Annotated in this window: 24 protein-coding genes; 4 read left to right on the top strand and 20 right to left on the bottom strand. The window is 57.0% G+C overall.

The features are described 5' to 3' along the window. Positions 1-9: 9 nt before the first annotated feature. The 15 genes from AC3ZU9_RS13360 to mnmG all read right to left on the bottom strand — a co-directional run bounded on the left by AC3ZU9_RS13360 (position 10) and on the right by mnmG (position 13,979). Entirely contained in the window at positions 10-777 is a 768-nt protein-coding gene (locus tag AC3ZU9_RS13360) for a DeoR/GlpR family DNA-binding transcription regulator (RefSeq protein WP_015886642.1), read from the bottom strand. Between the two features lie 227 nt (positions 778-1,004). Further along, the gene (glmU, locus tag AC3ZU9_RS13355) at positions 1,005-2,372 is read right to left on the bottom strand and encodes a bifunctional UDP-N-acetylglucosamine diphosphorylase/glucosamine-1-phosphate N-acetyltransferase GlmU (protein WP_015886643.1); all 1,368 of its coding nucleotides are present in this window, start codon (positions 2,370-2,372) and stop codon (positions 1,005-1,007) included. A gap of 123 nt (positions 2,373-2,495) precedes the next feature. Beyond that, the gene (locus tag AC3ZU9_RS13350) at positions 2,496-2,912 is read right to left on the bottom strand and encodes a F0F1 ATP synthase subunit epsilon (protein WP_015886644.1); all 417 of its coding nucleotides are present in this window, start codon (positions 2,910-2,912) and stop codon (positions 2,496-2,498) included. Positions 2,913-2,956: 44 nt separating this feature from the next. Then, positions 2,957-4,333, bottom strand: coding sequence for a F0F1 ATP synthase subunit beta (atpD, locus tag AC3ZU9_RS13345; RefSeq protein WP_015886645.1), 1,377 nt, complete (start codon positions 4,331-4,333; stop codon positions 2,957-2,959). Positions 4,334-4,360: 27 nt separating this feature from the next. After that, positions 4,361-5,221 carry a F0F1 ATP synthase subunit gamma gene (gene atpG, locus AC3ZU9_RS13340; protein WP_003195829.1) on the bottom strand — a complete coding sequence of 287 codons (861 nt, stop codon included), beginning with the start codon at positions 5,219-5,221 and terminating at the stop codon, positions 4,361-4,363. A 50-nt stretch (positions 5,222-5,271) separates the two neighbouring features. After that, positions 5,272-6,816 (bottom strand): F0F1 ATP synthase subunit alpha, encoded by a 1,545-nt coding sequence (atpA, locus tag AC3ZU9_RS13335; protein ID WP_003177064.1) that lies wholly within the window; start codon positions 6,814-6,816, stop codon positions 5,272-5,274. 21 nt (positions 6,817-6,837) lie between these two features. Next, positions 6,838-7,374 carry a F0F1 ATP synthase subunit delta gene (locus AC3ZU9_RS13330; RefSeq protein ID WP_490090835.1) on the bottom strand — a complete coding sequence of 179 codons (537 nt, stop codon included), beginning with the start codon at positions 7,372-7,374 and terminating at the stop codon, positions 6,838-6,840. 12 nt (positions 7,375-7,386) lie between these two features. Further along, positions 7,387-7,857 carry a F0F1 ATP synthase subunit B gene (locus AC3ZU9_RS13325; RefSeq protein WP_015886647.1) on the bottom strand — a complete coding sequence of 157 codons (471 nt, stop codon included), beginning with the start codon at positions 7,855-7,857 and terminating at the stop codon, positions 7,387-7,389. Positions 7,858-7,914: 57 nt separating this feature from the next. Further along, entirely contained in the window at positions 7,915-8,172 is a 258-nt protein-coding gene (gene atpE / locus AC3ZU9_RS13320; protein ID WP_002555987.1) for a F0F1 ATP synthase subunit C, read from the bottom strand. Positions 8,173-8,305: 133 nt separating this feature from the next. Further along, a complete protein-coding gene (atpB, locus tag AC3ZU9_RS13315; RefSeq protein ID WP_015886648.1) occupies positions 8,306-9,175 on the bottom strand; it encodes a F0F1 ATP synthase subunit A in 870 nt (289 codons plus the stop codon). 16 nt (positions 9,176-9,191) lie between these two features. After that, entirely contained in the window at positions 9,192-9,599 is a 408-nt protein-coding gene (locus tag AC3ZU9_RS13310) for a F0F1 ATP synthase subunit I (RefSeq protein WP_015886649.1), read from the bottom strand. Between the two features lie 148 nt (positions 9,600-9,747). Beyond that, positions 9,748-10,620: a ParB/RepB/Spo0J family partition protein gene (locus AC3ZU9_RS13305; RefSeq protein ID WP_015886650.1), complete on the bottom strand. Its 873-nt coding sequence runs from the start codon at positions 10,618-10,620 to the stop codon at positions 9,748-9,750. A gap of 9 nt (positions 10,621-10,629) precedes the next feature. Beyond that, on the bottom strand, positions 10,630-11,427 hold the full coding sequence (locus AC3ZU9_RS13300; RefSeq protein ID WP_015886651.1) for a ParA family protein: 798 nt from the start codon (positions 11,425-11,427) through the stop codon (positions 10,630-10,632). Positions 11,428-11,445: 18 nt separating this feature from the next. Next, a complete protein-coding gene (gene rsmG / locus AC3ZU9_RS13295) occupies positions 11,446-12,090 on the bottom strand; it encodes a 16S rRNA (guanine(527)-N(7))-methyltransferase RsmG (protein WP_015886652.1) in 645 nt (214 codons plus the stop codon). Then, the gene (gene mnmG, locus AC3ZU9_RS13290) at positions 12,087-13,979 is read right to left on the bottom strand and encodes a tRNA uridine-5-carboxymethylaminomethyl(34) synthesis enzyme MnmG (RefSeq protein WP_043206345.1); all 1,893 of its coding nucleotides are present in this window, start codon (positions 13,977-13,979) and stop codon (positions 12,087-12,089) included. Before mnmG ends, rsmG begins: the two co-directional genes overlap by 4 nt. Before the next feature lie 565 nt (positions 13,980-14,544). Here mnmG and AC3ZU9_RS13285 point away from each other — a divergent pair. The 3 genes from AC3ZU9_RS13285 (at position 14,545) to AC3ZU9_RS13275 (ending at position 18,526) form a co-directional block, all read left to right on the top strand. Beyond that, positions 14,545-15,051: a sigma-70 family RNA polymerase sigma factor gene (locus AC3ZU9_RS13285; protein ID WP_093544803.1), complete on the top strand. Its 507-nt coding sequence runs from the start codon at positions 14,545-14,547 to the stop codon at positions 15,049-15,051. Continuing rightward, the gene (locus AC3ZU9_RS13280) at positions 15,051-15,995 is read left to right on the top strand and encodes a FecR domain-containing protein (RefSeq protein ID WP_102061240.1); all 945 of its coding nucleotides are present in this window, start codon (positions 15,051-15,053) and stop codon (positions 15,993-15,995) included. The genes AC3ZU9_RS13285 and AC3ZU9_RS13280 overlap by 1 nt, the downstream gene beginning before the upstream one ends. 92 nt (positions 15,996-16,087) lie before the next feature. Then, on the top strand, positions 16,088-18,526 hold the full coding sequence (locus AC3ZU9_RS13275) for a TonB-dependent siderophore receptor (RefSeq protein ID WP_102061241.1): 2,439 nt from the start codon (positions 16,088-16,090) through the stop codon (positions 18,524-18,526). An 83-nt stretch (positions 18,527-18,609) separates the two neighbouring features. On the opposite strand, the gene mnmE is transcribed toward AC3ZU9_RS13275, so the two are convergent. The 5 genes from mnmE to rpmH all read right to left on the bottom strand — a co-directional run bounded on the left by mnmE (position 18,610) and on the right by rpmH (position 22,538). After that, a complete protein-coding gene (gene mnmE / locus AC3ZU9_RS13270; RefSeq protein WP_046035856.1) occupies positions 18,610-19,980 on the bottom strand; it encodes a tRNA uridine-5-carboxymethylaminomethyl(34) synthesis GTPase MnmE in 1,371 nt (456 codons plus the stop codon). Positions 19,981-20,059: 79 nt separating this feature from the next. Then, the gene (gene yidC, locus AC3ZU9_RS13265; RefSeq protein ID WP_015886658.1) at positions 20,060-21,742 is read right to left on the bottom strand and encodes a membrane protein insertase YidC; all 1,683 of its coding nucleotides are present in this window, start codon (positions 21,740-21,742) and stop codon (positions 20,060-20,062) included. A gap of 2 nt (positions 21,743-21,744) precedes the next feature. After that, complete coding sequence (yidD, locus tag AC3ZU9_RS13260; RefSeq protein ID WP_003213574.1) at positions 21,745-21,990, bottom strand: membrane protein insertion efficiency factor YidD; 246 nt, start codon at positions 21,988-21,990, stop codon at positions 21,745-21,747. Continuing rightward, positions 21,983-22,387, bottom strand: coding sequence for a ribonuclease P protein component (gene rnpA, locus AC3ZU9_RS13255; RefSeq protein ID WP_010565857.1), 405 nt, complete (start codon positions 22,385-22,387; stop codon positions 21,983-21,985). The genes yidD and rnpA overlap by 8 nt, the downstream gene beginning before the upstream one ends. A gap of 16 nt (positions 22,388-22,403) precedes the next feature. Further along, positions 22,404-22,538, bottom strand: coding sequence for a 50S ribosomal protein L34 (rpmH, locus tag AC3ZU9_RS13250; protein WP_003213577.1), 135 nt, complete (start codon positions 22,536-22,538; stop codon positions 22,404-22,406). A 585-nt stretch (positions 22,539-23,123) separates the two neighbouring features. Here rpmH and dnaA point away from each other — a divergent pair. Next, a complete protein-coding gene (gene dnaA, locus AC3ZU9_RS13245; RefSeq protein WP_012721451.1) occupies positions 23,124-24,629 on the top strand; it encodes a chromosomal replication initiator protein DnaA in 1,506 nt (501 codons plus the stop codon). Positions 24,630-24,708 lie beyond the last annotated feature (79 nt).

Here is a 24,708-nt window from a genome sequence, read left to right as displayed (position 1 = left end):
GTGTTTCTCCTAGATGATTGCCGCGCATATCAGCGTAATGCCGCGGGCTTGGATCTGGTCGCGGGCCTCAAGCGGCAGGCGATCATCGGTGATAAGGGTATGGACGCTGCTCCAGGGCAGTTCCAGGTTGGGAATCTTGCGGCCGATCTTGTCCGATTCGACCATCACCACCACTTCACGGGCGACCTCGGCCATGACACGGCTCAGGCCCAGCAATTCGTTGAAGGTGGTGGTACCACGCTGCAAATCGATGCCGTCGGCGCCGATGAACAGTTGATCAAAGTCGTAGGATCGCAGCACTTGCTCGGCGACCTGGCCCTGAAACGAATCCGAATGCGGGTCCCAGGTGCCGCCGGTCATCAACAACACCGGCTCGTGTTCCAGTTCGCTCAAGGCGCTGGCCACGTGCAGGGAGTTGGTCATCACCACCAGGCCGGGCTGGTGGCCCAGCTCGGGGATCATCGCGGCGGTGGTGCTGCCGCTGTCGATAATGATGCGTGCGTGTTCGCGCAGGCGCATGACCGCAGCACGCGCAATCGCACGCTTGTAGACCGACACAGGTTGAGTGGCATCGCCCACCAGCTCCTGAGGCATGGTGATTGCGCCACCGTAGCGGCGCAGCAACAGGCCGTTGCTTTCCAGCGCGGCCAGGTCCTTGCGGATGGTAACTTCCGAGGTTTCGAAACGCTTGGCCAATTCGTCCACGCTGACTTCGCCCTGTTCATTGAGCAAGGTCAGGATGTTGTGGCGCCGTTGGGGTGTATTTCGTTTCGACATGGCGATGATAAGTTTCGTTTCGAAAGATAACGAAGGCAATCAAAACCTATCGGCGAAAGATCGTCAAGCAGCAAACCTCATTTTTTCAAGCTATACAAAACAAATGTGGGAGGGGGCTTGCTCCCGATCGCGGCAGATCAGTCAACTTTGCATCGACTGAACCACCGCCATCGGGAGCAAGCCCCCTTCCATATTGGCGTTATGCTGCCTGTGAAATTGTGGATAACTCAGGTCTTTTTGATTTTGACCGGGCGTTTCCAGCCGTCGATATTGCGTTGGCGGGCGCGGGCTACGGCCAGTTGGGACTTATCCACATCCTGGTTGATGGTTGAGCCCGCGGCAGTGTTCGAACCATCACCGATAGTCACTGGCGCAATCAACGAGTTATTCGAGCCGATAAATACGTCCTCACCAATAGTGGTCTGGTACTTGTTGGCACCGTCGTAGTTGCAGGTGATTGCGCCAGCGCCGATGTTGCTGCGAGCACCGATCACGGCATCACCGAGATAGGCCAAGTGGCCGGCCTTCGCATCGTCACCCATTTTCGCGTTTTTCAGCTCGACGAAATTGCCAACGTGCGCCCTGGCGCCCATCACTGTCCCCGGACGCAGCCGCGCAAACGGGCCGGCATCGCTGCCCTCCCCCATTACGGCGCCATCGATATGGCTGTTGGCCTTGATCACCGCCCCCTTGCGCAGGGTACTGTCCTTGATCACACAGTTAGGGCCGATCACCACGTCGTCTTCGATGATCACACGGCCTTCGAGGATCACGTTGATATCGATCAGCACATCGCGACCCACGCTGACTTCTCCGCGCACATCGAAGCGTGCCGGGTCGCGCAGGGTCACACCCTGGGCCATCAGGCGACGACCTTCGCGCAACTGATAGTGGCGTTCAAGCTCTGCAAGCTGCTTACGGTCGTTGGCGCCCTGCACTTCCATCGGGTCGTGGGGTTGTTCGGTGGCGACCAGCAGGCCATCGCTCACGGCCATCTCGATGACGTCGGTGAGGTAGTACTCGCCTTGGGCATTGTTGTTGGACAGACGGCTCATCCAGTCAGCGAGCTTATTGGCCGGTACTGCAAGAATGCCGGTGTTGCCTTCGGTGATCGCGCGTTGGGCCTCGCTTGCGTCCTTGTGCTCCACGATAGCCGCGACCTTGCCGTCGGCATTACGCACGATGCGCCCATAGCCGGTAGGGTCGTCCAGTTCGACGGTCAGCAGGCCCATCTGGCCAGGCACGACGTGCTTGAGGAGGCGTTGCAGGGTTTCCACTTCGATCAACGGTACGTCGCCGTAGAGGATCAACACCGTATCGGCGGTGATGAACGGCACCGCCTGCGCAGTGGCGTGGCCGGTACCCAATTGCTTGTCTTGGAGAACGAAATTCAAGTCGTCTGCGGCGAGGCGTTCACGCACCACGTCCGCACCGTGACCGATCACCACGTGAATGCGCTGTGGGTCGAGTTGTCGAGCGCTGTGGATAACATGACCAAGCATGGAGTTGCCGGCAACCGGGTGCAGCACCTTGGGCAGGGCCGAACGCATACGGGTGCCCTGGCCTGCGGCGAGAATGACGATTTCAAGAGACATGAATGGCTACCAATCCTGGGCGGTCCGGCGTCAGACCAACGAAGTGTTTTGCTGAAAAAGAAAAAGGGTAGCCGAGGCTACCCTTTTTAATCAATCGCGCATGAAGCATGACGGCGTGGCCGCTTACTTCTTACGGATCTGCTGGAGCGTGCGCAGCTGAGCTGCAGCCTCAGCCAGACGTACAGCAGCAGCGCTGTAGTCGAAGTCCGCACCCTTTTCGTTCAGGGCTTTCTCGGCAGCCTTGACGGCTTCCTGAGCGGAGGCTTCATCCAGGTCGCCAGCACGTTGCACAGTGTCGGCAAGTACCTTGACCATGTTCGGCTGAACCTCGAGGAAACCACCAGAGATGTAAAACACCTCTTTTTCCCCGCCTTGCTTGGTCAGCGTGATCGGACCTGGCTTCAAGCTGGTGATCAACGGCGCGTGGCCCATGGCAATACCCAGGTCACCCAGGTCGCCGTGTGCAATCACCATTTCTACCAGACCGGAGAAGATTTCCCCTTCCGCGCTGACGATATCGCAATGGACTGTCATAGCCATCTGATTGCCTCAACCTGATGAGCGCCCGTTGCCGGGCGCTTGGATTACAGTTTCTTGGCTTTCTCGATCGCTTCTTCGATGCCGCCGACCATGTAGAACGCTTGTTCTGGCAGGTGGTCGTAGTCACCGTTGAGGATGCCTTTGAAGCCAGCAATGGTGTCTTTCAGGGAAACGTATTTACCCGAGGCACCGGTGAAGACTTCAGCCACGAAGAACGGCTGCGACAAGAAGCGCTGGATCTTACGAGCGCGAGATACCAACTGCTTGTCGGTTTCCGACAGCTCGTCCATACCCAGGATCGCAATGATGTCCTTCAGTTCTTTGTAACGCTGCAGCACGTACTGAACGCCGCGAGCGGTGTCGTAGTGCTCCTGGCCGATCACGTTCGGGTCCAGCTGGCGCGAAGTCGAGTCGAGTGGATCAACCGCTGGGTAGATACCCAGGGAAGCGATGTCACGGGACAGTACGACGGTGGCGTCCAAGTGGGCGAAGGTGGTCGCAGGCGACGGGTCGGTCAAGTCATCCGCAGGTACGTATACCGCTTGGATCGAAGTGATCGAACCTTCCTTGGTCGAAGTGATACGTTCTTGCAGAACGCCCATCTCTTCAGCCAGGGTCGGCTGGTAACCTACTGCCGAAGGCATACGGCCCAGCAGTGCGGATACTTCAGTACCGGCCAGGGTGTAACGGTAGATGTTGTCGACGAACAGCAGAACGTCGTTACCTTCGTCACGGAACTTCTCGGCCATGGTCAGGCCAGTCAGTGCTACGCGCAGACGGTTTCCCGGCGGCTCGTTCATCTGACCGTAAACCAGTGCCACTTTGTCCAGAACGTTGGAGTCCTTCATCTCGTGGTAGAAGTCGTTACCCTCACGAGTACGCTCACCCACACCAGCGAACACGGAATAACCGCTGTGCTCGATGGCGATGTTACGGATCAGTTCCATCATGTTTACGGTCTTGCCTACACCGGCACCACCGAACAGACCGACTTTACCGCCCTTGGCGAACGGGCAAACCAGGTCGATAACCTTGATGCCGGTTTCCAGCAGGTCGTTGCCGCCAGCTTGTTCGGCGAACGAAGGTGCTGGACGGTGAATGCCCCAGCGCTCTTCGGTGTCGATCGGGCCAGCTTCGTCAATCGGGTTGCCCAGTACGTCCATGATCCGGCCCAGGGTCGCTTTACCGACTGGTACGGAGATGGCAGCGCCAGTGTCGACAACGTCCAGACCGCGCTTCAAGCCTTCGGTGGAACCCATCGCAATGGTACGAACTACGCCGTCGCCCAGCTGCTGCTGAACTTCCAGAGTAGTTTCCGCGCCTTGTACTTTCAGCGCGTTGTAGATGCTCGGTACGCTGTCGCGTGGAAATTCCACGTCGATAACGGCGCCGATGATTTGAACGATACGTCCGCTACTCATAGCTGGATCCTCTGAATATTTGAACCGTTAAACCGCGGCAGCGCCGCCGACGATTTCCGAGATCTCTTGGGTGATCGCAGCCTGACGCGCCTTGTTGTAGATCAACTGCAAATCGCTGATCAGATCACCGGCGTTATCGGTAGCGTTTTTCATCGCGATCATCCGCGCCGCTTGTTCAGCTGCGTTGTTCTCGACCACCGCCTGGTACACCTGCGACTCCACGTAGCGCACCATCAAGCCGTCAAGCAGCTCTTTGGCGTCTGGTTCGTAGAGGTAGTCCCAGTGGTGCTTGAGTTCCTGATCCGGAGTCGCCACCAGTGGAATCAATTGCTCCACGGTTGGCTGCTGGGTCATGGTGTTGATGAACTTGTTGGATACCACGGACAGGCGGTCAATCCGGCCTTCCAGGTACGCATCCAGCATCACCTTCACACTGCCGATCAAATCATTGATCGACGGCTCTTCACCCAGGTGGCTGATAGCTGCAACGACGTTACCGCCGAAGTTACGGAAAAAGGCCGCACCCTTGCTACCAACAACACACAGATCGATCTCGACGCCGTTTTCGCGGTTTACCGCCATGTCCTTGACCAGGGCCTTGAACAGGTTGGTATTCAAACCACCGCACAAACCACGGTCACTGCTCACTACCACATAACCCACACGCTTGACGGCGCGTTCGATCATGAACGGGTGGCGGTATTCCGGGTTGGCGTTGGCCAGATGCCCAATTACCTGGCGGATACGTTCCGCATAAGGACGGCTAGCAGCCATGCGCATTTGTGCCTTGCGCATTTTGCTGACCGCCACTTTTTCCATGGCGCTGGTAATTTTTTGCGTGCTTTTGATGCTCGCAATCTTACTGCGAATCTCTTTTGCGCCTGCCATGTAACACCTATCAGGTTAGCAAGCGGGAGCCTTGCGGCTCCCGCTGCGGCTTACCAGGTTTGGGTGGCCTTGAACTTCTCGATACCGGCTTTCATGCCAGCGTCGATATCGTCATTGAAGTCACCCTTCACGTTGATCTTCGCCATCAATTCGGCGTGATCGCGGTTGAAGTAAGCAATCAGCGCTTGTTCAAAGCTGCCGACCTTGGCGATTTCAACGTCGGTCAGGAACCCACGCTCAGCGGCATACAGCGACAACGCCATGTCAGCGATCGACATTGGGGCGTATTGCTTCTGCTTCATCAGCTCGGTAACGCGCTGACCATGCTCAAGTTGCTTACGGGTCGCTTCGTCCAGGTCAGAAGCGAACTGGGCGAATGCCGCCAGTTCACGGTACTGAGCCAGAGCGGTACGGATACCACCGGAGAGCTTCTTGATGATCTTGGTCTGAGCGGCACCACCCACACGGGATACCGAAACACCGGCGTTCACTGCAGGGCGGATGCCCGAGTTGAACATGGCCGATTCCAGGAAGATCTGACCGTCGGTGATGGAAATCACGTTGGTCGGAACGAACGCGGAAACGTCGCCAGCCTGGGTTTCGATGATCGGCAGTGCGGTCAGGGAACCGGTTTTGCCGGTCACTGCGCCGTTGGTGAACTTCTCTACGTATTCTTCCGAAACGCGGGATGCGCGCTCCAGCAGACGGGAGTGGAGATAGAACACGTCGCCTGGGTAGGCTTCACGGCCTGGTGGACGGCGCAGCAGCAGGGAAATCTGGCGGTAAGCCACTGCTTGCTTGGACAGATCGTCATAAACGATCAGCGCGTCTTCACCGCGGTCGCGGAAGAATTCACCCATGGTGCAACCGGAGTACGGTGCCAGGAATTGCAGCGCAGGAGATTCCGAAGCACTGGCAGCCACGATGATCGTGTTGGCCAGGGCGCCGTTTTCTTCCAGCTTGCGAACCACGTTGGCGATGGTCGATTGCTTCTGACCGATGGCTACGTAGACGCAGAAAATGCCGCTGTTCTTCTGGTTGATGATCGCGTCGATCGCCAGAGCGGTTTTACCGATCTGACGGTCACCGATGATCAGCTCACGCTGGCCACGGCCGACAGGGATCATGGCATCGACAGCCTTGTAGCCAGTCTGTACAGGCTGGTCTACCGACTTACGCCAGATCACGCCTGGAGCAACTTTCTCGACCGCGTCGGTCTCGGTGTTGCCCAGTGGACCTTTACCGTCAACAGGGTTACCCAGTGCGTCGACTACGCGACCCAGCAGTTCCTTACCAACCGGAACCTCCAGGATGCGGCCGGTGCACTTGGCGCTCATGCCTTCAGCCAGACTGGTGTACGCGCCCAATACAACGGCACCTACGGAGTCTTGCTCCAGGTTGAGGGCCATACCGTAGACGCCGCCCGGAAACTCGATCATCTCGCCGTACATAACGTCGGCCAGACCGTGAATCCGCACGATGCCGTCAGATACGCTGACGACAGTGCCTTCGTTACGGGCTTGGGAGGTCACATCGAGCTTGTCGATGCGGCCCTTGATAATTTCACTTATTTCGGAAGGATTGAGTTGCTGCATTGCTCTGCTGCCCCTTCAAACTCAAGATTTCAATGCTTCGGCAAGTTTCGCGATTTTGCCGCGAATCGAGCCATCGATAACCAGGTCGCCGGCACGGATAACAACACCACCAATCAGGGATGCGTCCTCCGAAGCTTGCAGGCGCACTTCCCGATTGAGTCGTGCACTGAGAACCTTGGCGAGTTTGTCTTGCTGTTCTTGGTTCAATGCAAAAGCACTGGTCACTTCAACGTCTACCGATTTCTCTGCTTCGGCCTTGTACAGGTCGAACAGAGCGGCAATCTCCGGCAAAAGCGGGAGACGGTCGTTTTCGGCAACGACGTGGACGAAGTTCTGCACTTTCACATCAAACTTGTCGCCGCACACTTCAATAAAAGTGGCGGCCTTGTCTGCGCTCGTCAGGCGCGGGGCCTTGAGCACGCGCTGCATGGTGTCGTCTTGCGACACTGCTGCAGCCAGGCCGAGCATGGCTGACCAAGAGGCCAGCTGCTGGTGGGCCTGGGCGTGCTCGAAGGCTGCCTTAGCGTAAGGTCGGGCCAACGTGGTCAGTTCTGCCATGATCGCCCTCGCTTAAATTTCAGCAGCCAGTTTGTTAACCAGCTCCGCGTGCGCGTTTTGATCGATTGTGGCACCGAGGATCTTCTCAGCACCGCCGACCGCCAGAGCACCCAGTTGGGCACGCAGCGCGTCTTTGACGCCGTTCAGTTCCTGTTCGATCTCGGCATGAGCCGAAGCCTTCACACGGTCAGCTTCGACGCGGGCTTTTTCAACAGCCTCTTCGACGATCTGGTTACCGCGCTTCTTGGCTTGCTCAATGATTTCAGCTGCCTGTGCTTTAGCATCGCGCAGTTGATGACCCACTTTCTCTTGGGCCAACTCCAGGTCGCGAGCTGCACGGCTGGCAGCGTCCAAGCCATCAGCGATCTTCTTCTGACGTTCGTGCAAAGCCGCGATGACCGGAGGCCACACGAACTTCATGCAAAACACTACAAAAATGAAGAACGCAACGGATTGGCCAATCAGGGTTGCATTAATGTTCACGCCAACACCTCGCTCATTCGTTGTCCATCACTCCAATCAACTCGAAAATTCGAGTGATTAGCCAGCGAGTTGACCAACGAAGGGGTTCGCGAAGGTGAAGAACAGAGCGATACCAACGCCGATCATGGTCACGGCGTCGAGCAGGCCGGCGACGATGAACATTTTAACTTGCAGCATTGGAACCATTTCTGGTTGACGCGCTGCGCCTTCCAGGAATTTGCCGCCCAGCAGGCCGAAACCAATGGCAGTACCCAGGGCGCCCAGGCCGATCAACAGTGCAACAGCGATAGCGGTTAGACCAACTACAGTTTCCATCTTTCCTCCCGACTTTTACGTCGTATGGTTTAGGTTTTTTAGATTTTAAAGCGGTAAAACAAATCGTTTCATAGCCCTGGTGGGCCACCTTCCCGTTTCACCGGGAAGGACATCAGACTAGTCGAGACTGGTCTTAATGGTTCTCTTCGTGTGCCATCGACAGGTAGACGATGGTCAGCATCATGAAGATGAAGGCCTGCAGGGTAATGATCAGGATGTGGAACACAGCCCACGCCCACTGCAGAACCACGCCCAGGCCGCTAAGCCAGAGCAGACCACTGCCGAACATCACAGCGATCAGAATGAACACCAGCTCGCCGGCATACATGTTGCCGAACAGTCGCAGCGCCAGGGAAATCGGCTTGGCGATCAGGGTCACGAATTCCAGCAGGAAGTTCACCGGAATCAGCAGGGCTTGAACGAAGATGTTCTTGCTGCCGAACGGGTGCAGGGTCAGTTCGCCGATAAAGCCGCCGATGCCCTTGACCTTGATGCTGTAGAAAATGATCAACGCAAACACCGACAGGGCCATGCCCAGGGTGGCGTTAGGGTCAGTCGTCGATACGGCACGGAATGGAATGTGCGCATCGCCCGTAATCAGGATGGCCAGCTGAGGAATCCAGTCGACCGGGATCAGGTCGACGGCGTTCATCAGGAACACCCAGACGAAGATGGTCAGTGCCAACGGTGCAATCACCGGGCTACGGCCATGGAAGCTGTCTTTCACGCTGCCATCGACGAATTCGACCAGTACTTCAACGAAGTTCTGCAAAGCACCTGGCTGACCGGACGTTGCCTTCTTTGCCGCCATGCGGAAAATCAGGACGAAGATCAGACCCAATGCGACCGACCAGCCCAGAGTGTCCAGGTGGAAAGCCCAAAAGCCCATTTCTTTGGCCTCTGCTGCGGAGTGGGCAAAGCCCCAGCCGCCATTAGGAAGCTGACCGAAGGTCAGGTTCTGCAAGTGGTGCTGGATATAGCCCGAAGCGGTTGTTTCTGCCATGGTTGCCTCAAACGCCCTAAGGTTTCGAAAGTCTTGTTTTCATTAGCAGGGGAGCGAACCAGCTGACCAGTTGGGTCAACACGAAGACGCCGAATACAGCCAGCGGCGCCAATGGCTTCACACCTGCAAAGGTCAGTGCAAACAGCACTGCCGTCAAAATCAGTTTCCCCGCCTCGCCGGCATAAAAAGACCGGACGATAGCCTGGGCTGCTCGGGCGCCGGAAAACCGAAAGGCCCTGTGAGCAAAATACATATTGGGCAGCAAGGCTATCAGGCCTCCGCAGAGTCCTGAATATCCGGCTACGACTCCATGCCAATACCAAAGCGCCAATGCGGCGATCAGCAAAACGACAAATTGAGCCAATAAAACCGGAAAAACGGCCAAGCGATGGAACGGCAACGTGTTTGGCGTGCGGGTTTCCATCACTCTTGCTCCTCAATGGTCGGCTGCCGGAAATCAATAACTTGGCATAATTTGTGCCGACAAAATGCGCGCAGAGTATAGGGGCGGTTCTGCCCCTATTCAACTGCCGGGTAGTGATTTCCGATCACGCGCTACATAAGCAAATGTTTCAGCGGATGTGAGCAAGGACGCCCTGAAGCTCATCAAGGGAGTTATATCCGATGACCAATTGTCCTTTGCCTTTCTTACCGTGGCGAATTTGCACCGCAGAGCCTAGGCGCTCGGCCAGGCGCTGCTCGAGACGTGCGATATCCGGATCAGGTTTGGCCGTTTCGACCGGTGCAGGTTTGCCGCTGAGCCATTGGCGAACCAGGGCCTCGGTCTGACGAACGGTGAGACCTCGTGCGACAACGTGTCGCGCCCCTTCAACCTGTTGATTTTCCGGCAAACCGAGCAAAGCACGGGCGTGACCCATCTCCAGATCGCCGTGGGAAAGCATGGTCTTGATGACTTCCGGCAGTGCGATCAGGCGCAGCAAGTTCGAAACGGTAACGCGGGATTTCCCCACCGCCTCGGCCACTTGTTGTTGGGTCAGCTGGAATTCCTGCTGCAAACGTTGCAGCGCGATGGCTTCTTCAATCGGGTTGAGGTCTTCGCGCTGGATGTTCTCGATCAACGCCATGGCGATGGCGGTTTCATCCGGCACATCGCGCACCATCGCCGGGATGGTGTCCTTGCCGGCCTGCTGGCTCGCGCGCCAGCGGCGTTCACCGGCGATGATTTCAAAGCGGCCACCCCCAATCGGACGCACCACGATCGGCTGCATCACGCCCTGAGCCTTGATCGAATTGGCCAGCTCTTCCAGCGCCTGCGGGTCCATGTCCCGGCGAGGCTGGTATTTGCCGCGCTGGATAAGGTCCAGGGGCAGGTGTTGCAGCTCGCGTTCGTCGGCCTGCACCGCCTGTTCTTCAAGCGATGTGACGGTCGGACCACTCAACAGTGCATCCAGTCCACGTCCGAGACCTCGTTTCTTGACGGCCATGGGGATTCCTTAAGTTGGCTGGGCTGCAGCGGTGCGTGAGTTGCGGCGTTGGCGACGAACCATCTCGCCGGCCAGCGCCAAGTAGGCAATGGCACCACGCGAAGTCTTGTCATATGCCAGCGCAGGCATGCCATAGCTGGGTGCTTCGGCCAGGCGGATGTTGCGCGGAATCACGGTGTCGTACAACTGCTCGCCGAAGTGTTCCTTGAGCTGGGCCGACACATCATTCATCAGGCTCAGGCGCGGATCGAACATGGTACGCAGCAAGCCTTCGATCTGCAGGTTCGGGTTGAGCAGCTCGGCAATACGCTTGATGTTATCCACAAGGTCACTCAAGCCTTCCAGTGCGTAGTACTCGCACTGCATGGGGATAATCACGCCGTCGGCGGCCACCAGCGCGTTCAATGTCAGCATCGACAATGACGGTGGGCAGTCGATCAAAATGTAGTCGTAGTTCTCGCGGATCGGCGCCAATGCGCTGCGCAGACGGCTTTCTTTCATCTGCATTTCCAGCAGCACAACTTCCGCCGCGGTCAAATCGCGGTTGGCCGGCAGCAGTTGGTAACCGCCGTGTTCGGAGTAGTGCATGGCTTGGGCCAGGTCGCACTCACCAATCAGCAGGTCGTAGACCGAGTTTTCCAGGCCGTGTTTATCCACACCGCTACCCATGGTGGCGTTGCCCTGTGGATCGAGATCGATCAGCAGCACCCGACGCTTGGTGGCGACCAGGGATGCTGCGAGGTTGATGCAGGTGGTGGTTTTGCCCACGCCACCTTTCTGGTTCGCTATCGCGAATACCTTAGCCATTCTTGCTTGTGTTCCCAATCATGCCGTGCGGCGCAGTATCAGCAGATGGCGTTGGCCTTGGCAACCGGGTACGGCCAAGGCGTGTTCGCTATCGAGGTGGAAGTCTGCCGGCAATGCTAACAGCTCGTCGCTTGGATGAACGCCCTTCATTGCCAGCCAACGGGTGTCACGATCGCCCAGATGGCGGGTCCAGTTGCTGAAGTTCTCCATGCTGCTGAATGCCCGGGAAACGATTCCGTTGAAAGGCTGTTCAGGCGTGAAGCCTTCGACCCGGCTGTGGATAACTTGCAGGTTATCCAGTTTGAGTTCGAGTTTGACCTGGGTCAGGAAGCGGGTTTTCTTGCCATTGCTATCAAGGCAGGTCACTTGCGACTCGGGAAACAGGATCGCCAGCGGGATGCCGGGCATGCCGCCGCCACTGCCCACGTCGAGCCAACGACCGTTTTCGATAAACGGCATCACGCTCAAGCTGTCGAGCAGATGGCGGGAGACCATTTCGTCGGGATCACGCACTGCGGTCAGGTTGTAAGCCTTGTTCCATTTGATCAACAGGGCCAGGTAGCCCAACAGCAATTCATGCTGGGCCGGGGTCAGGTCGACGCCCAACTGGCGCGCACCTGTGGATAACTCTTCGGCGTGTTGCGAGGTGACCAACGAACTCAAGCGCTTTGCTCCAACTGACGGCCCGCGCCGCGTTTTTTCAAATGGATCATCAACAGCGAAATCGCTGCCGGGGTGACGCCGGGGATACGTGAAGCCTGGCCCAAAGTCTGCGGCCGAGTTATCCCCAGCTTGCTTTGGATTTCTTTCGACAGCCCGGAAATTCCGGTGTAGTCGATATCCGTAGGCAGCTTGGTGTCTTCACTGGCGCGCAGGCGAGCGATCTCATCCTGCTGGCGGTCAATGTAACCGGCGTATTTGGTCTTGATTTCGACCTGCTCGGCAACCTGTGGGTCTTCTGCGCCCTGGCCAGTCACTTCGACCAGACCCGCGTAGTCGATTTCCGGACGCGACAGCAGGTTCAACAAGTTGTACTCGTGGGTCAGCGGCGTGCCGAATTTTTCCGCAATCGCGTCGCCTTGTTCAGTGCCCGGGCGAACCCAGGTGCTTTTCAGGCGCTGCTCTTCGAGCGTGATGCTTTCGCGTTTTTTGCAGAAGGCTTCCCAGCGTGCGTCATCGACCAGGCCCAGCTCGCGACCTTTTTCGGTCAGGCGCAGGTCGGCGTTGTCTTCCCGCAGGATCAGGCGATATTCCGCCCGGGAAGTGAACATCCGGTACGGTTCCTGGGTACCCAGGGTAATCAGGTCGTCCACCAACACGCCGATGTACGCTTCATCGCGACGCGGGCACCAGCTGTCTTTGCCTTGAGCACGCAGTGCAGCATTGGTCCCGGCCAGCAAACCCTGGGCGCCGGCTTCTTCGTAACCGGTGGTGCCGTTGATTTGCCCAGCGAAGAACAGACCGCCGATCACTTTGGTTTCCAGGCTGTACTTCAGGTCACGCGGGTCGAAGTAGTCGTACTCGATGGCGTAGCCCGGACGCACGATGTGTGCGTTTTCCATACCGCGAATCGATTGCACGATCTGGATTTGCACGTCGAACGGCAGGGAAGTGGAAATCCCGTTCGGGTACAGCTCGTGGGTGGTCAAGCCTTCGGGTTCGATGAAGACCTGGTGGCTTTCCTTGTCGGCAAAGCGATGGATCTTGTCTTCGATCGACGGGCAATAACGCGGGCCAATGCCTTCGATCACCCCGGAATACATCGGCGAACGGTCGAGGTTCGCGGCGATGATCTCGTGGGTACGTGCATTGGTATGGGTAATCCAGCAGCTGACCTGTTTGGGGTGCTGCTCTTTGGAACCCATGAACGACATGACTGGGATCGGCGTATCGCCTGCTTGTTCGGTCATCACCGAGAAGTCCACAGAACGCCCGTCAATACGCGGCGGGGTCCCGGTTTTCAAGCGACCGACGCGCAGCGGCAGTTCACGCAGGCGTTTTGCCAGGGCAATCGATGGCGGATCGCCGGCGCGGCCACCGGAGTAATTCTGCATACCGATGTGGATAAGTCCGCCGAGGAATGTGCCGGTGGTCAACACCACGGATTCTGCCAGGAAGCGCAGGCCCATTTGCGTGACAACACCGCGTACCTGGTCCTGCTCGACGATCAGGTCATCCGCTGCTTGTTGAAATATCCACAGGTTCGGCTGGTTTTCCAGGGTTTCGCGAACGGCAGCCTTGTACAGGATACGGTCAGCCTGTGCCCGAGTGGCACGTACGGCCGGACCTTTGCGGCTGTTGAGCACGCGAAATTGGATGCCACCTTTGTCGGTCGCCATGGCCATCACACCGCCAAGGGCGTCGATTTCCTTGACCAGGTGGCTTTTGCCGATCCCACCGATGGCGGGGTTGCAACTCATGGCACCGAGGGTTTCCACGTTATGCGTCAACAACAGGGTTTTTACGCCCATGCGTGCTGACGCCAGTGCTGCCTCGGTACCGGCATGACCGCCGCCGATGACGATCACTTCAAAACGGGAAGGGAAATCCACCACGCACCTCGTGCCTGCTTATGTAGGTAATTAGGAATTGATTGGTTGAGCTGGTTTTAGAGCTTTGGCGGCAAGTATAGGGACTTAGCCCTTCCTAAAGAACCCTTTGCACAAAATTTAACCAGCTGTGGATGAATCACAGACAATAGAAATTAAAAGAGAGAAATATATTAAAGCTTTGTTTTTATGTTTATTTCTACTGAACAACATTTCTGTGGATAGATCTCTACAGGCCTTAATTTACGTTGTGTACAGCGATTCAAAAGTCTGTGGTCATGTGCCAATGAGGCCGTTGGATAAGTGCGTTAAGCCTGTGGATTAAACAGGTGGTTATCCACAGAGGGGTTTTTGCTCAGGTTTCAGGCCCTGTTATCAACTGGGCACAGGAGCGGTTATTCACAGGGCTTAATCCACAGAAATCAGTGAATCTGGCTGTATTCTGTCCACGACGACGCCAGCGGAAACCTTCCACTCGGTGGTGAGCACGGCAAAAAGAGATCTATTGTGAGAAAACCGCGGGACAGTTAATAATAGCGATTATCATTAACCTGCCTTGTCATGCCCTATGTCCCCTTCCTCACACACGGCTGCGGTCCAGAACATCTATGAGCAGCACCATTCCTGGCTGCATGGGTGGCTCAAAGGTAAGTTGCATAACGCCTGCGATGCGGCCGATGTGGCGCACGATACGTTCGTGCGCATCCTGGGCGGGCGGCATGCGGCGCAGATCGTTGAACCGCGTGACTATTTGGCGACCATCGCCAGAGGCCTGGTGATTGATCGTTACCGTCGGCACGCCATCGAACAGGCTTACAAGCAGACCTTGGCCGAACGGCCTGAAGCGAATGCCATCAGCGAAGAAGATAAAGCCATCATCCTCGAGACGTTAGTGGCTGTGGATAAAGCCTTGTCTGCACTTGGCGAGCGGGCCCGGCGGATTTTCGTGCTGTCGCAGATCGAGGGGCTGACTTATCAACAGATTGCCGATCAGCTCCAGGTGTCACTGACCACGGTGAAAAAGCACATGATCCGTGCATTGACTGAATGCTCGCTGATCATGGCCAGCTTGTAATGGCGGCGCCTGATCGCAAGACCTTCGAGGCCGCTGCCAGTTGGTATGTGCAGTTTCAATCCCAGACACCGACCGCCGCCGAGCGCCATGCCTGGCAACAATGGCTCAACGGCGATCCGTCCCATCAGGCCGCGTGGAACCAGATGGAGCAGTTGCAGCGCAGTCTCGGCGCCCTGCCCCAGGATTTCACCCGCCGCGCATTGTCGACCAGCCAGCAACGTCGCCAGGTGTTGAAGTGGATGCTGGTGTTGGGCGGTACCGGGTACCTTGGCTGGAATGTTCAGCAACACACGCCCCTTGGCAACGTATGGGCCGACTACCGGACCTCCGTGGGTGAGCGCCGACGTGTCGAGCTGGCTGACGGCACGCGAATTGATCTGAACACCCGTACGGCAATTGACGTGGTATTCGATGGGCGTCAGCGTTTGATCCGCCTGCGTGAAGGTGAAGTACTTATCCACACAGGCAAGCGGGGTGGCCAAACGCCCTTTTATGTCGAGACGCGCCAAGGCCGAATCCAGGCCTTGGGCACCATATTCAACGTGCGCCAGTTGCCAGATTCCACACGTGTCGGCGTCCTGGAGGATCGGGTGAGCGTAGCGCCTGGTGACCAACCCAACCATGCGCGGCTACTCAGTGCCGGTGAAAGCGCTGACTTTGATCGCCAACACGTGGGGGTTAACCACGCGTACCGCAGCTCACAGGCGGCCTGGGTCGATGGTCAGTTGATCGTATTGAATGCTCGCCTCGGAGAGGTGATCGAAGACCTCGCCCGCTACCGCCCTGGCGTTCTGCAATGCGACTTGGCGTCGGCACGCCTGCGTGTCTCCGGGACCTTCCGCCTGGATTCCACCGATGCGGTACTGGCCAATCTGCAGGCAACACTGCCGATCCAGGTGAAGTACTTCACCCGCTATTGGGTTTCGGTCAAGCGAATCGGTTGATCGCAAAAAATATCCGCACCAGGGGTTATCTTTTTTTTACCTGACACGGCCCTACAGGTAATCACGACGTCACCTTCAGGGCTTACCCACCTATGCGCCTCCCTTCCAAGCTCCGCCAACGACTTTCCTACCACGGTATGACGTGCAGCCTGCTGCTCGCCACGGCAGCCACCGCCAGTGTTTTGTTATCCACTGATGCCCTGGCCGCCAGCGCGGTGCAGCACTACGTCATTGCAGCCGGTCCCCTGGACAATGCCTTGAGCCAATTTGCGGCCAAAGCGAACGTGATTCTGTCTTTCTCACCCCAGCAAACCGCGCGTTTGAGCACGACCGGGCTTGAGGGCGAGTATTCGGTGGAGCAAGGCTTTGCGCTGTTGCTGCAGAACTCGGGGTTACAAGCGGTATCCCAGGCGCCCGGCAGCTATGTCCTGCAAGTCATTCCCGCAGGGCAACTCACGCTTGCGCCCACCACGGTCAGCACTTATCAACAAAGCGGTTTCAACCAGGAGATCGCCGGGGATGTGGGCTACAAGGCACAAAACAGCCGCATCGGTACCAAGACCAGCACGCCCCTGTCAGAAACACCGCGTTCGGTATCGGTCGTCACCAGCCAGCGTATCAAGGACCAAAAGTCGCAAACCCTGACGGAAGTGTTGGGCTACGTGCCGGGTATCTTCGCGCCACCCTTTGCTGCCGGCGACGGTCTGGCCGGTGACCTGTTCTTCATTCGTGGTTTCAATGCCACGGATTACGGCTACGGTTTGCTGCGAGATGGCCTACGCGTACAAGGCAATCGGTATGACACCACCAGTGAGCCGTATGGCCTGGAGCGCGTCGAAATCTTCCGTGGCCCCTCTTCCCTGCTCTACGGCGAAAACGCACCTGGCGGCTTGGTGAACTTGGTGAGCAAACACCCGACTGCCACGCCGCAAGGTGAAGTCCAGCTGGGGTACGGCTCGAATAATCGGCGTCAGTTGGGTGTGGATATCTCGGGGCCGCTCAATGACAGCGGCAATATCCTTGGGCGGGTTGTGATGCTTGGTCGAAAATCCGACACGCAGACTGACCATGTGCCAGATGATCGCCTGTACATAGCCCCCTCACTGACCCTGAATTTCGACGACTACAACACCCTCACCCTGTTAGCCAATTACCAAAAGGACCACACCAATCTCGAACTTGGCCTACCAGCCGCGGGCACCTTGCTGAAAAATCCCAATGGCAAGCTGTCCAAGCACACCCTGCTCGGCGACCCGGACTGGAACACATTTGAACGTGAAGCCTGGAGCACCGGTTACGAATTCAGCCACAGCTTCAACGATGATTGGCAGTTCCGTCAGAACTCGCGGTATATGCAGTCCCGCATCAACCGTCATGAAACCTGGCCCAGCGCGCTGAATAACCGCGGATTCGGTACGCAACTGAACATGACTGCCTACGACCGCTACAACAAGTCGATGGTGTATTCCCTGGATAACCAGTTGGAAGGCAAATTCCAGGTGGGTGGCCTGGAAAACACCGTGCTGTTGGGTGCCAGCTATGACCGCACCTCTTTCAATCAGGATTGGGATGCCGGTTTCGCCGGCACCATCAATGTATATAACCCCGTGTATCTGCGTGATCCACTTACGCCCGTGGCGGTGCAAAACACCTTGCTCGAGCAGCAGATGAAAGGCGTTTATGCACAGATCCAGAGCAAGTATGACCACTGGCTGTTCCTGCTGGGTGGTCGTCAGGACTGGGTCGACAGCGATTTCCGCGACAAGGTCAACAAGGCCAGCAACACCGGCTCGGAAGACCGCAAGTTCACCTACCAGGGCGGGGTGATGTACCAGTTCGACAACGGCCTGACGCCGTACGTCAGCTACTCCACCGCATTTGTGCCGGTGCAGCAGATCTCCAATGCCGGTTCGCCGCTGAAGCCGATTACCAGCAGCCAGTACGAAGTGGGTGTGAAGTACGAGCCGATCGGCTGGGATACGGCGATGACCCTGTCGGTGTATGACCTGCGCAAGGAAGACGACACCTACCTCGACGCCACCACCAACAGCTATCGCCAGGTGGGCGAAAGCCGGGCTAAAGGTGCGGAAGTCGAGGTGAACAGCAACATCACGCCCAACCTGAATGTGACGGCCGCCTACACCTACACTGACGCTCGGATTACCAAGGATTCGGCTACATCGCTGGTCGAAGGGCACCAGATGACGGGAGTTCCACGCAACCAGGCTTCGGTGTGGGGCAAGTACCGATTCCTTGATGGCCAACTCAAAGGCTTGTCCCTGGGCGGCGGTGTGCGTTATTTCGACAGCACCTTTTCCTACACCGCGCCAACGCTGTACGGGAAGTTGGATGCAGGAAGCGTCACCTTGGTGGACGCAGCCGTTGGCTATCAGATCGACAAACATTGGTCTGTGGACGTGAACGCCAAGAACCTGTTCGACAAGGAATATGTATCTGGTTGCAACGACGCGGGCCGCTGCTATTGGGGTGAAAGCCGTACGCTGCTTGGGACGGTTTCGTATAACTGGTGATGGATGAGGGCCTGAAGAATTCTGCTGTTCTTCAGGCCGCTATCGCTGGCAAGCCAGCGCCTACAGGGGTGTGGATAACTTGGTTATTTGCCGATGCAGAAGCTGGAAAATATCCGCCCCAACAAATCATCGGAGCTGAATGCGCCGGTGATTTCTCCCAGCAGTTGCTGCGCCTGGCGTAAATCCTCAGCCAGCAGCTCTCCTGCCCCCGCCAAGGTCAATTGCGCCCGACCATGCTCCAACGCTGCGCTCGCATGACGCAACGCCTCCAGGTGCCTGCGGCGCGCACTGAAGCTGCTTTCCGACGTCTGCTCGTAACCCATGCAGGCCTTGAGGTGCTCGCGCAGCAATTCCAGACCTTCACCTGCCGATTTCGCGCTCAAGCTTAGAGTGACATGGCCATCCGCGCTGGTTTCCATGGCAATGGCTTCACCCGTCAAGTCGGCTTTGTTGCGAATCAAGGTGACTTTGGCCGGGTCCGGCCGTTGCTCGAGGAATTCCGGCCACAATGCAAAAGGATCCACAGCCTCGGGCGCCGTGGCATCCACCACCAGCAACACCCGATCCGCTTCGCCGATGGCTTTGAGTGCGCGTTCCACGCCGATCTTTTCCACCTGATCGTCGGTATCACGCAAACCTGCGGTATCGACTACATGCAGTGGCATGCCGTCGATGTGGATATGTTCGCGCAGGATATCCCGGGTGGTACCGGCAATCTCGGTGACGATGGCGGCTTCACGCCCCGCCAGCGCATTGAGCAGGCTGGATTTACCCGCATTCGGCCGCCCAGCGATCACCACCGTCATGCCGTCACGCAGCAGCGCGCCTTGCCCCGCTTCGCGCAGGACTGTGGATAACTCATCACGAACTTTATCCAGCATCGCCAATACGTGGCCATCGGCGAGAAAGTCGATTTCTTCCTCGGGAAAATCAATCGCGGCCTCGACGTAAATACGCAGGCTGATCAGTTGCTCGGTCAAGTTATGCACACGCAGGGAGAACGCGCCCTGCAGCGAGCGCAGTGCATTACGTGCAGCCTGTGCAGAACTGGCTTCGATCAAATCAGCAATGGCTTCAGCCTGGGCCAGGTCGAGCTTGTCATTGAGAAAGGCCCGTTCGCTGAATTCACCTGGCCTGGCCAAGCGACAGCCCAGTTGCAGGCAACGTTGCAGCAACATATCCAGGACAACCGGGCCACCGTGCCCCTGTAATTCCAGGACATCTTCCCCGGTAAACGAATTCGGGCCTGGAAAATAGAGGGCCAACCCCTCGTCCAGCACGCTTTGGTCAGCATCCAGGAACGGTCCGTAATGGGCATAACGTGGCTTCAATTCACGGCCGCTGATAGCGTTGGCTGCAACGCTTGCGAGCGGCCCGGAAATTCTAACGATGCCGACACCGCCGCGACCTTGAGCGGTAGCGACGGCAGCGATGGTTTCACGAGGTGCGCTCATCAGCAGATTCCAAAACAAAAGTGACGGAAAGCAAAACGCCCCACTAGGGGGCGTCTTGAGTGGTTATCCACAGAGTAAATTACGCCGCGGCTTTTGCAGTAGCCGCTTCGATTTTACGTGTGATGTACCACTGTTGAGAGATAGACAACACGTTGTTGACCACCCAGTACAGCACCAGACCGGCTGGGAACCACAGGAAGAAGAAGGTGAAGATGATTGGCATCATTTTCATTACCTTGGCCTGCATCGGATCCGGCGGAGTCGGGTTCAAGCGCTGCTGGATGAACATGGTTGCGCCCATGATGATCGGCAGGATAAAGAACGGGTCTTTGATCGACAGGTCAGTTATCCACAGCATGAACGGCGCCTGGCGCATTTCCACGCTTTCCAGGAGTACCCAGTACAGCGACAGGAACACCGGCATCTGCACCAGAATCGGCAAGCATCCACCCAGCGGGTTGATCTTCTCTTTCTTGTACAGCTCCATCATGGCCTGCGACATCTTCTGCCGATCATCGCCATGTTGTTCTTTCAGTGCCGCCAGTTTCGGGGCCACGGCACGCATACGCGCCATCGACTTGTAGCTGGCTGCCGACAGAGGGAAGAAGATCCCCTTGATCAGCATGGTCAGGAAGATGATCGACCAGCCCCAGTTACCGACGATGCTGTGGATATGTTGCAGCAGCCAGAAAATAGGCTGGGCAATGAACCACAGGAAGCCGTAATCCACAGTCAGTTCCAGACCTGGGGACAACTCTTTGAGCACGGCCTGGCTTTTCGGACCGGCGTACAGGGTAGCGCTGGTTTCAGCCTTGGCACCGGGTGCGACGGTCAACGCCGGGCCAGTAAAGCCGATGATGTAGTTACCCTGGCTGTCCTTGCGGGTTTGAACCAGGTTCGCATCACCTTTGTTCGGGATCCAGGCGGTCACGAAGTAGTGTTGCAGCCAAGCAACCCAGCCACCTTGAACGGTTTCTTTCAGCGAGCCCTTGTCGATATCTTTCATCGACACTTTTTTGTACGGCTCGTTACTTGTCCACAGGGCAGCGCCCAGGTAAGTCGCGGTGCCGGTGGCGGTGCTGGAAGAAGGATCGGAGCTCGCGTCACGCTTGAGCTGGGCAAACAGGTTGCCGCTCCACGGTTTGCCGCTTTCGTTGTCGATCAGGTAAGTGACCTTCAAGTCGTACAAACCACGGGTGAAGCTGAAGCGCTTGATGTAGTTGACGCCGTCGAGGCTGAATTTCAGGTCGACGTTCAACTGGTTCTGGCCATCAGCCAGTTGATAAGTCTTCTGCTCGGTCGAATAAACCGGACGACCGGTAGCACGTGCATCCGGACCATTGGTGCCGGTCAGGCCGCTTTGCGCCAGATAAGTACGCTCACCACCGTTATCGAACAGTTGGAACGGAACATCCGGATGGTCTTGGCGACGTGGATACAGCGGCAGTTTCAACTGCGCAATATCACCACCTTGTGGGTCGATAGCCAGGTCGAGCACATCCGTTTTGACGTGGATGAGGTCTTTATTGGTGACCACTGGCGTTTCTAAAGGGGCGCTTGTCTCGCCATTCGCGCTGGGAACATCGGCACTCGCGGACGCATTGTTACCCAGCGGGGTGTCCGGAATAGCCGGCGCAGCCTGGTTGGTAGCAACATTCTGAGTCGGCAGGGCAGCCTGGCCATAGTCCTGGTTCCACTTAAGAACCATGACGTAGGACACGATTGCCAGGGCGACGATCAGGATCGTGCGTTTAATATCCATGATTACTCGGCCATCGAAGAAGAACGGGAGGTAGGGATAGGTGGAACCGGGTCATAACCACCGGGATTCCACGGATGACAGCGACCTAAACGACGAAAGGTCAGCCAGCCACCGCGCAGAAGACCATGGTTTTCTATGGCCTCTAACGCGTAGCAGGAACAACTGGGGTAGAAACGACAGTGGTTGGCCATCAGAGGACTAATGGCATAGCGATAAAACTGGATCGGAACGAGGGCCAGTTTACGCATCAAGGCTGTCTACCCCTACAGTTTCGGTGCTGACTGCTGGTGCTGGCTTGTTGGTACGCGCCAAACGTTTCCAGAGCTTGCCGAAATGCTGAATCAATTCGGGGTTTTCTACGTCCCCCAAGCCTTTGCGCGCGACGATAACAATATCCCAACCAACCAGAGTGTCCTGGTGGAGGCGAAACGATTCGCGCATCAGACGCTTGAGGCGATTGCGCTCAACGGAGAGCTTTACGCTCTTCTTGCCGATCACCAACCCGAGACGGGGGTGATCCAGATCGTTGTTACGCGCAAGGAGCAGGAGATTTTTCCCCGGAACCTTGCCGGTGGGGGAGTCAAAGACTGCCTTGAAATGCCGGGGGGTTAGCAGACGCTTTTCCCGACTGAAGTCCTGACTCACCACCAGTACCGGATTATCAAACTGCCAGACGCGCACGACCTTTGGCGCGACGACGCGACAGGACAGCACGGCCGTTCTTGGTAGCCATGCGAGCACGGAAACCGTGGGTGCGGGCGCGTTTGATGGTGCTTGGTTGGAAAGTACGTTTCATGGCGTTGTTACCTGGTTCGTCCACAACGGGCCGGAATGGCCCCCGTTTTAAGAGACCGGCGATTCTAGTGAAAGCAAGCCTCTAGGTCAATTTCCAACCAGCTTTTCCTTTAATTAGATCTCTGCAGCCGATTTGCCCTTTTGCGTCCGCGCCGCTTCCGCGGGCAATGCCATAGATATAAAAATAAAGAAGGAAGTTATTTAAAGCTTTTCTGTAAAGCTTATAAAAGCTAGGCAGGCGATCATCTGTGGATAACTGCCTTGAGGCCATGTTCTACGTGATGTACAGAGAATGACAACACGGGGGAGAAACGGTGCTCTGCCTGTGCTGCGCTGTCGGATAAGCTGTGTGTGGAATGGCTTGTTATCCACAGGCCAGTTACCCACAGACTTTCTCCCCCACTTGTGCAACGACCTTAGGTGGGCTTATCCACAGAGCTTATGCACAGACCATTGGTCGCCTTTATTACCCTTAAGACGTTGATTTTGGCCGGTCCGTGATCAACCTACATGTGGATAAGTGGGCGGCTCGCCGCTACAATGGCGGCTGTTTTTGCCTCACCGGCTTTCAACTTAGGGGATATCCGTGTCAGTGGAACTTTGGCAGCAGTGCGTGGAGCTTTTGCGCGATGAGCTGCCTGCCCAGCAATTCAACACCTGGATCCGTCCACTACAGGTCGAAGCCGAAGGCGACGAGTTGCGTGTTTACGCGCCTAATCGTTTTGTTCTCGACTGGGTCAACGAGAAGTACCTGAGCCGCGTGCTCGAATTGCTCGATGAACATGGCAACGGCCTCGCACCCGTGCTCTCCTTATTAATAGGCAGCAAACGTAGCTCCGCACCTCGTGCTGCGCCGAACGCGCCATTGGCCGCTGCTGCGTCGCAAGCCCAGGCGGCACCGGTTGCCAGTACACCTGCACCGGCTCCTTCCAAATCGTCTGCGAAGAAAAATGCAGCCGAGAATGAAGAACCGTCGCGCGATAGCTTCGACCCGATGGCCGGTGCCAGCTCCCAGCAAGCCCCGATCCGTGCCGAACAGCGCACCGTTCAGGTTGAAGGCGCGCTCAAGCACACCAGCTACCTGAACCGCACGTTCACGTTCGAGAATTTCGTCGAAGGTAAATCCAACCAGCTGGCTCGTGCAGCCGCCTGGCAGGTCGCCGACAACCCCAAGCACGGTTACAACCCTCTCTTCCTTTATGGTGGCGTCGGCTTGGGTAAGACTCACTTGATGCACGCTGTGGGTAACCACCTATTAAAGAAGAACCCGAATGCCAAGGTCGTGTACCTGCACTCGGAGCGCTTCGTGGCTGACATGGTCAAGGCCCTGCAGCTCAATGCCATCAATGAATTCAAGCGTTTCTACCGCTCGGTTGATGCGTTGCTGATCGATGACATTCAATTCTTTGCCCGTAAAGAGCGTTCCCAGGAAGAGTTTTTCCATACCTTCAACGCCCTGCTCGAAGGTGGCCAGCAGGTCATCTTGACCAGTGACCGTTATCCGAAAGAGATCGAAGGTCTGGAAGAACGCCTGAAATCGCGTTTCGGCTGGGGCCTGACTGTTGCAGTAGAGCCGCCGGAGCTCGAAACCCGCGTCGCGATCCTGATGAAAAAGGCCGACCAGGCGAAAGTCGACCTGCCTCACGATGCTGCGTTTTTCATCGCTCAACGCATCCGCTCCAACGTGCGTGAGCTGGAAGGCGCACTCAAGCGGGTCATCGCGCACTCGCACTTCATGGGCCGCGACATCACCATTGAGCTGATCCGCGAGTCCCTGAAGGACTTGTTGGCACTTCAAGACAAGCTGGTGAGTGTGGATAACATCCAGCGCACCGTGGCCGAGTATTACAAAATCAAGATTTCCGACCTGCTGTCCAAGCGCCGTTCGCGCTCGGTAGCACGTCCCCGTCAGGTGGCCATGGCACTCTCCAAGGAGTTGACCAACCACAGCCTGCCGGAAATCGGCGACGTGTTTGGCGGGCGTGACCACACCACGGTCTTGCACGCGTGCCGCAAGATCAATGAACTTAAGGAATCCGACGCGGATATTCGCGAGGACTACAAGAACCTGCTGCGTACACTGACAACGTGATGACACCAGCGCAGCTTATTAAGGCAAGGGACTAGACCATGCATTTCACCATTCAACGCGAAGCCCTGTTGAAACCCCT

It is taken from the genome of Pseudomonas sp. A39, assembly GCF_058145955.1.
Note: the sequence above shows the minus strand (reverse complement) of the source record. Positions and strands in the feature narration are given on the sequence as shown.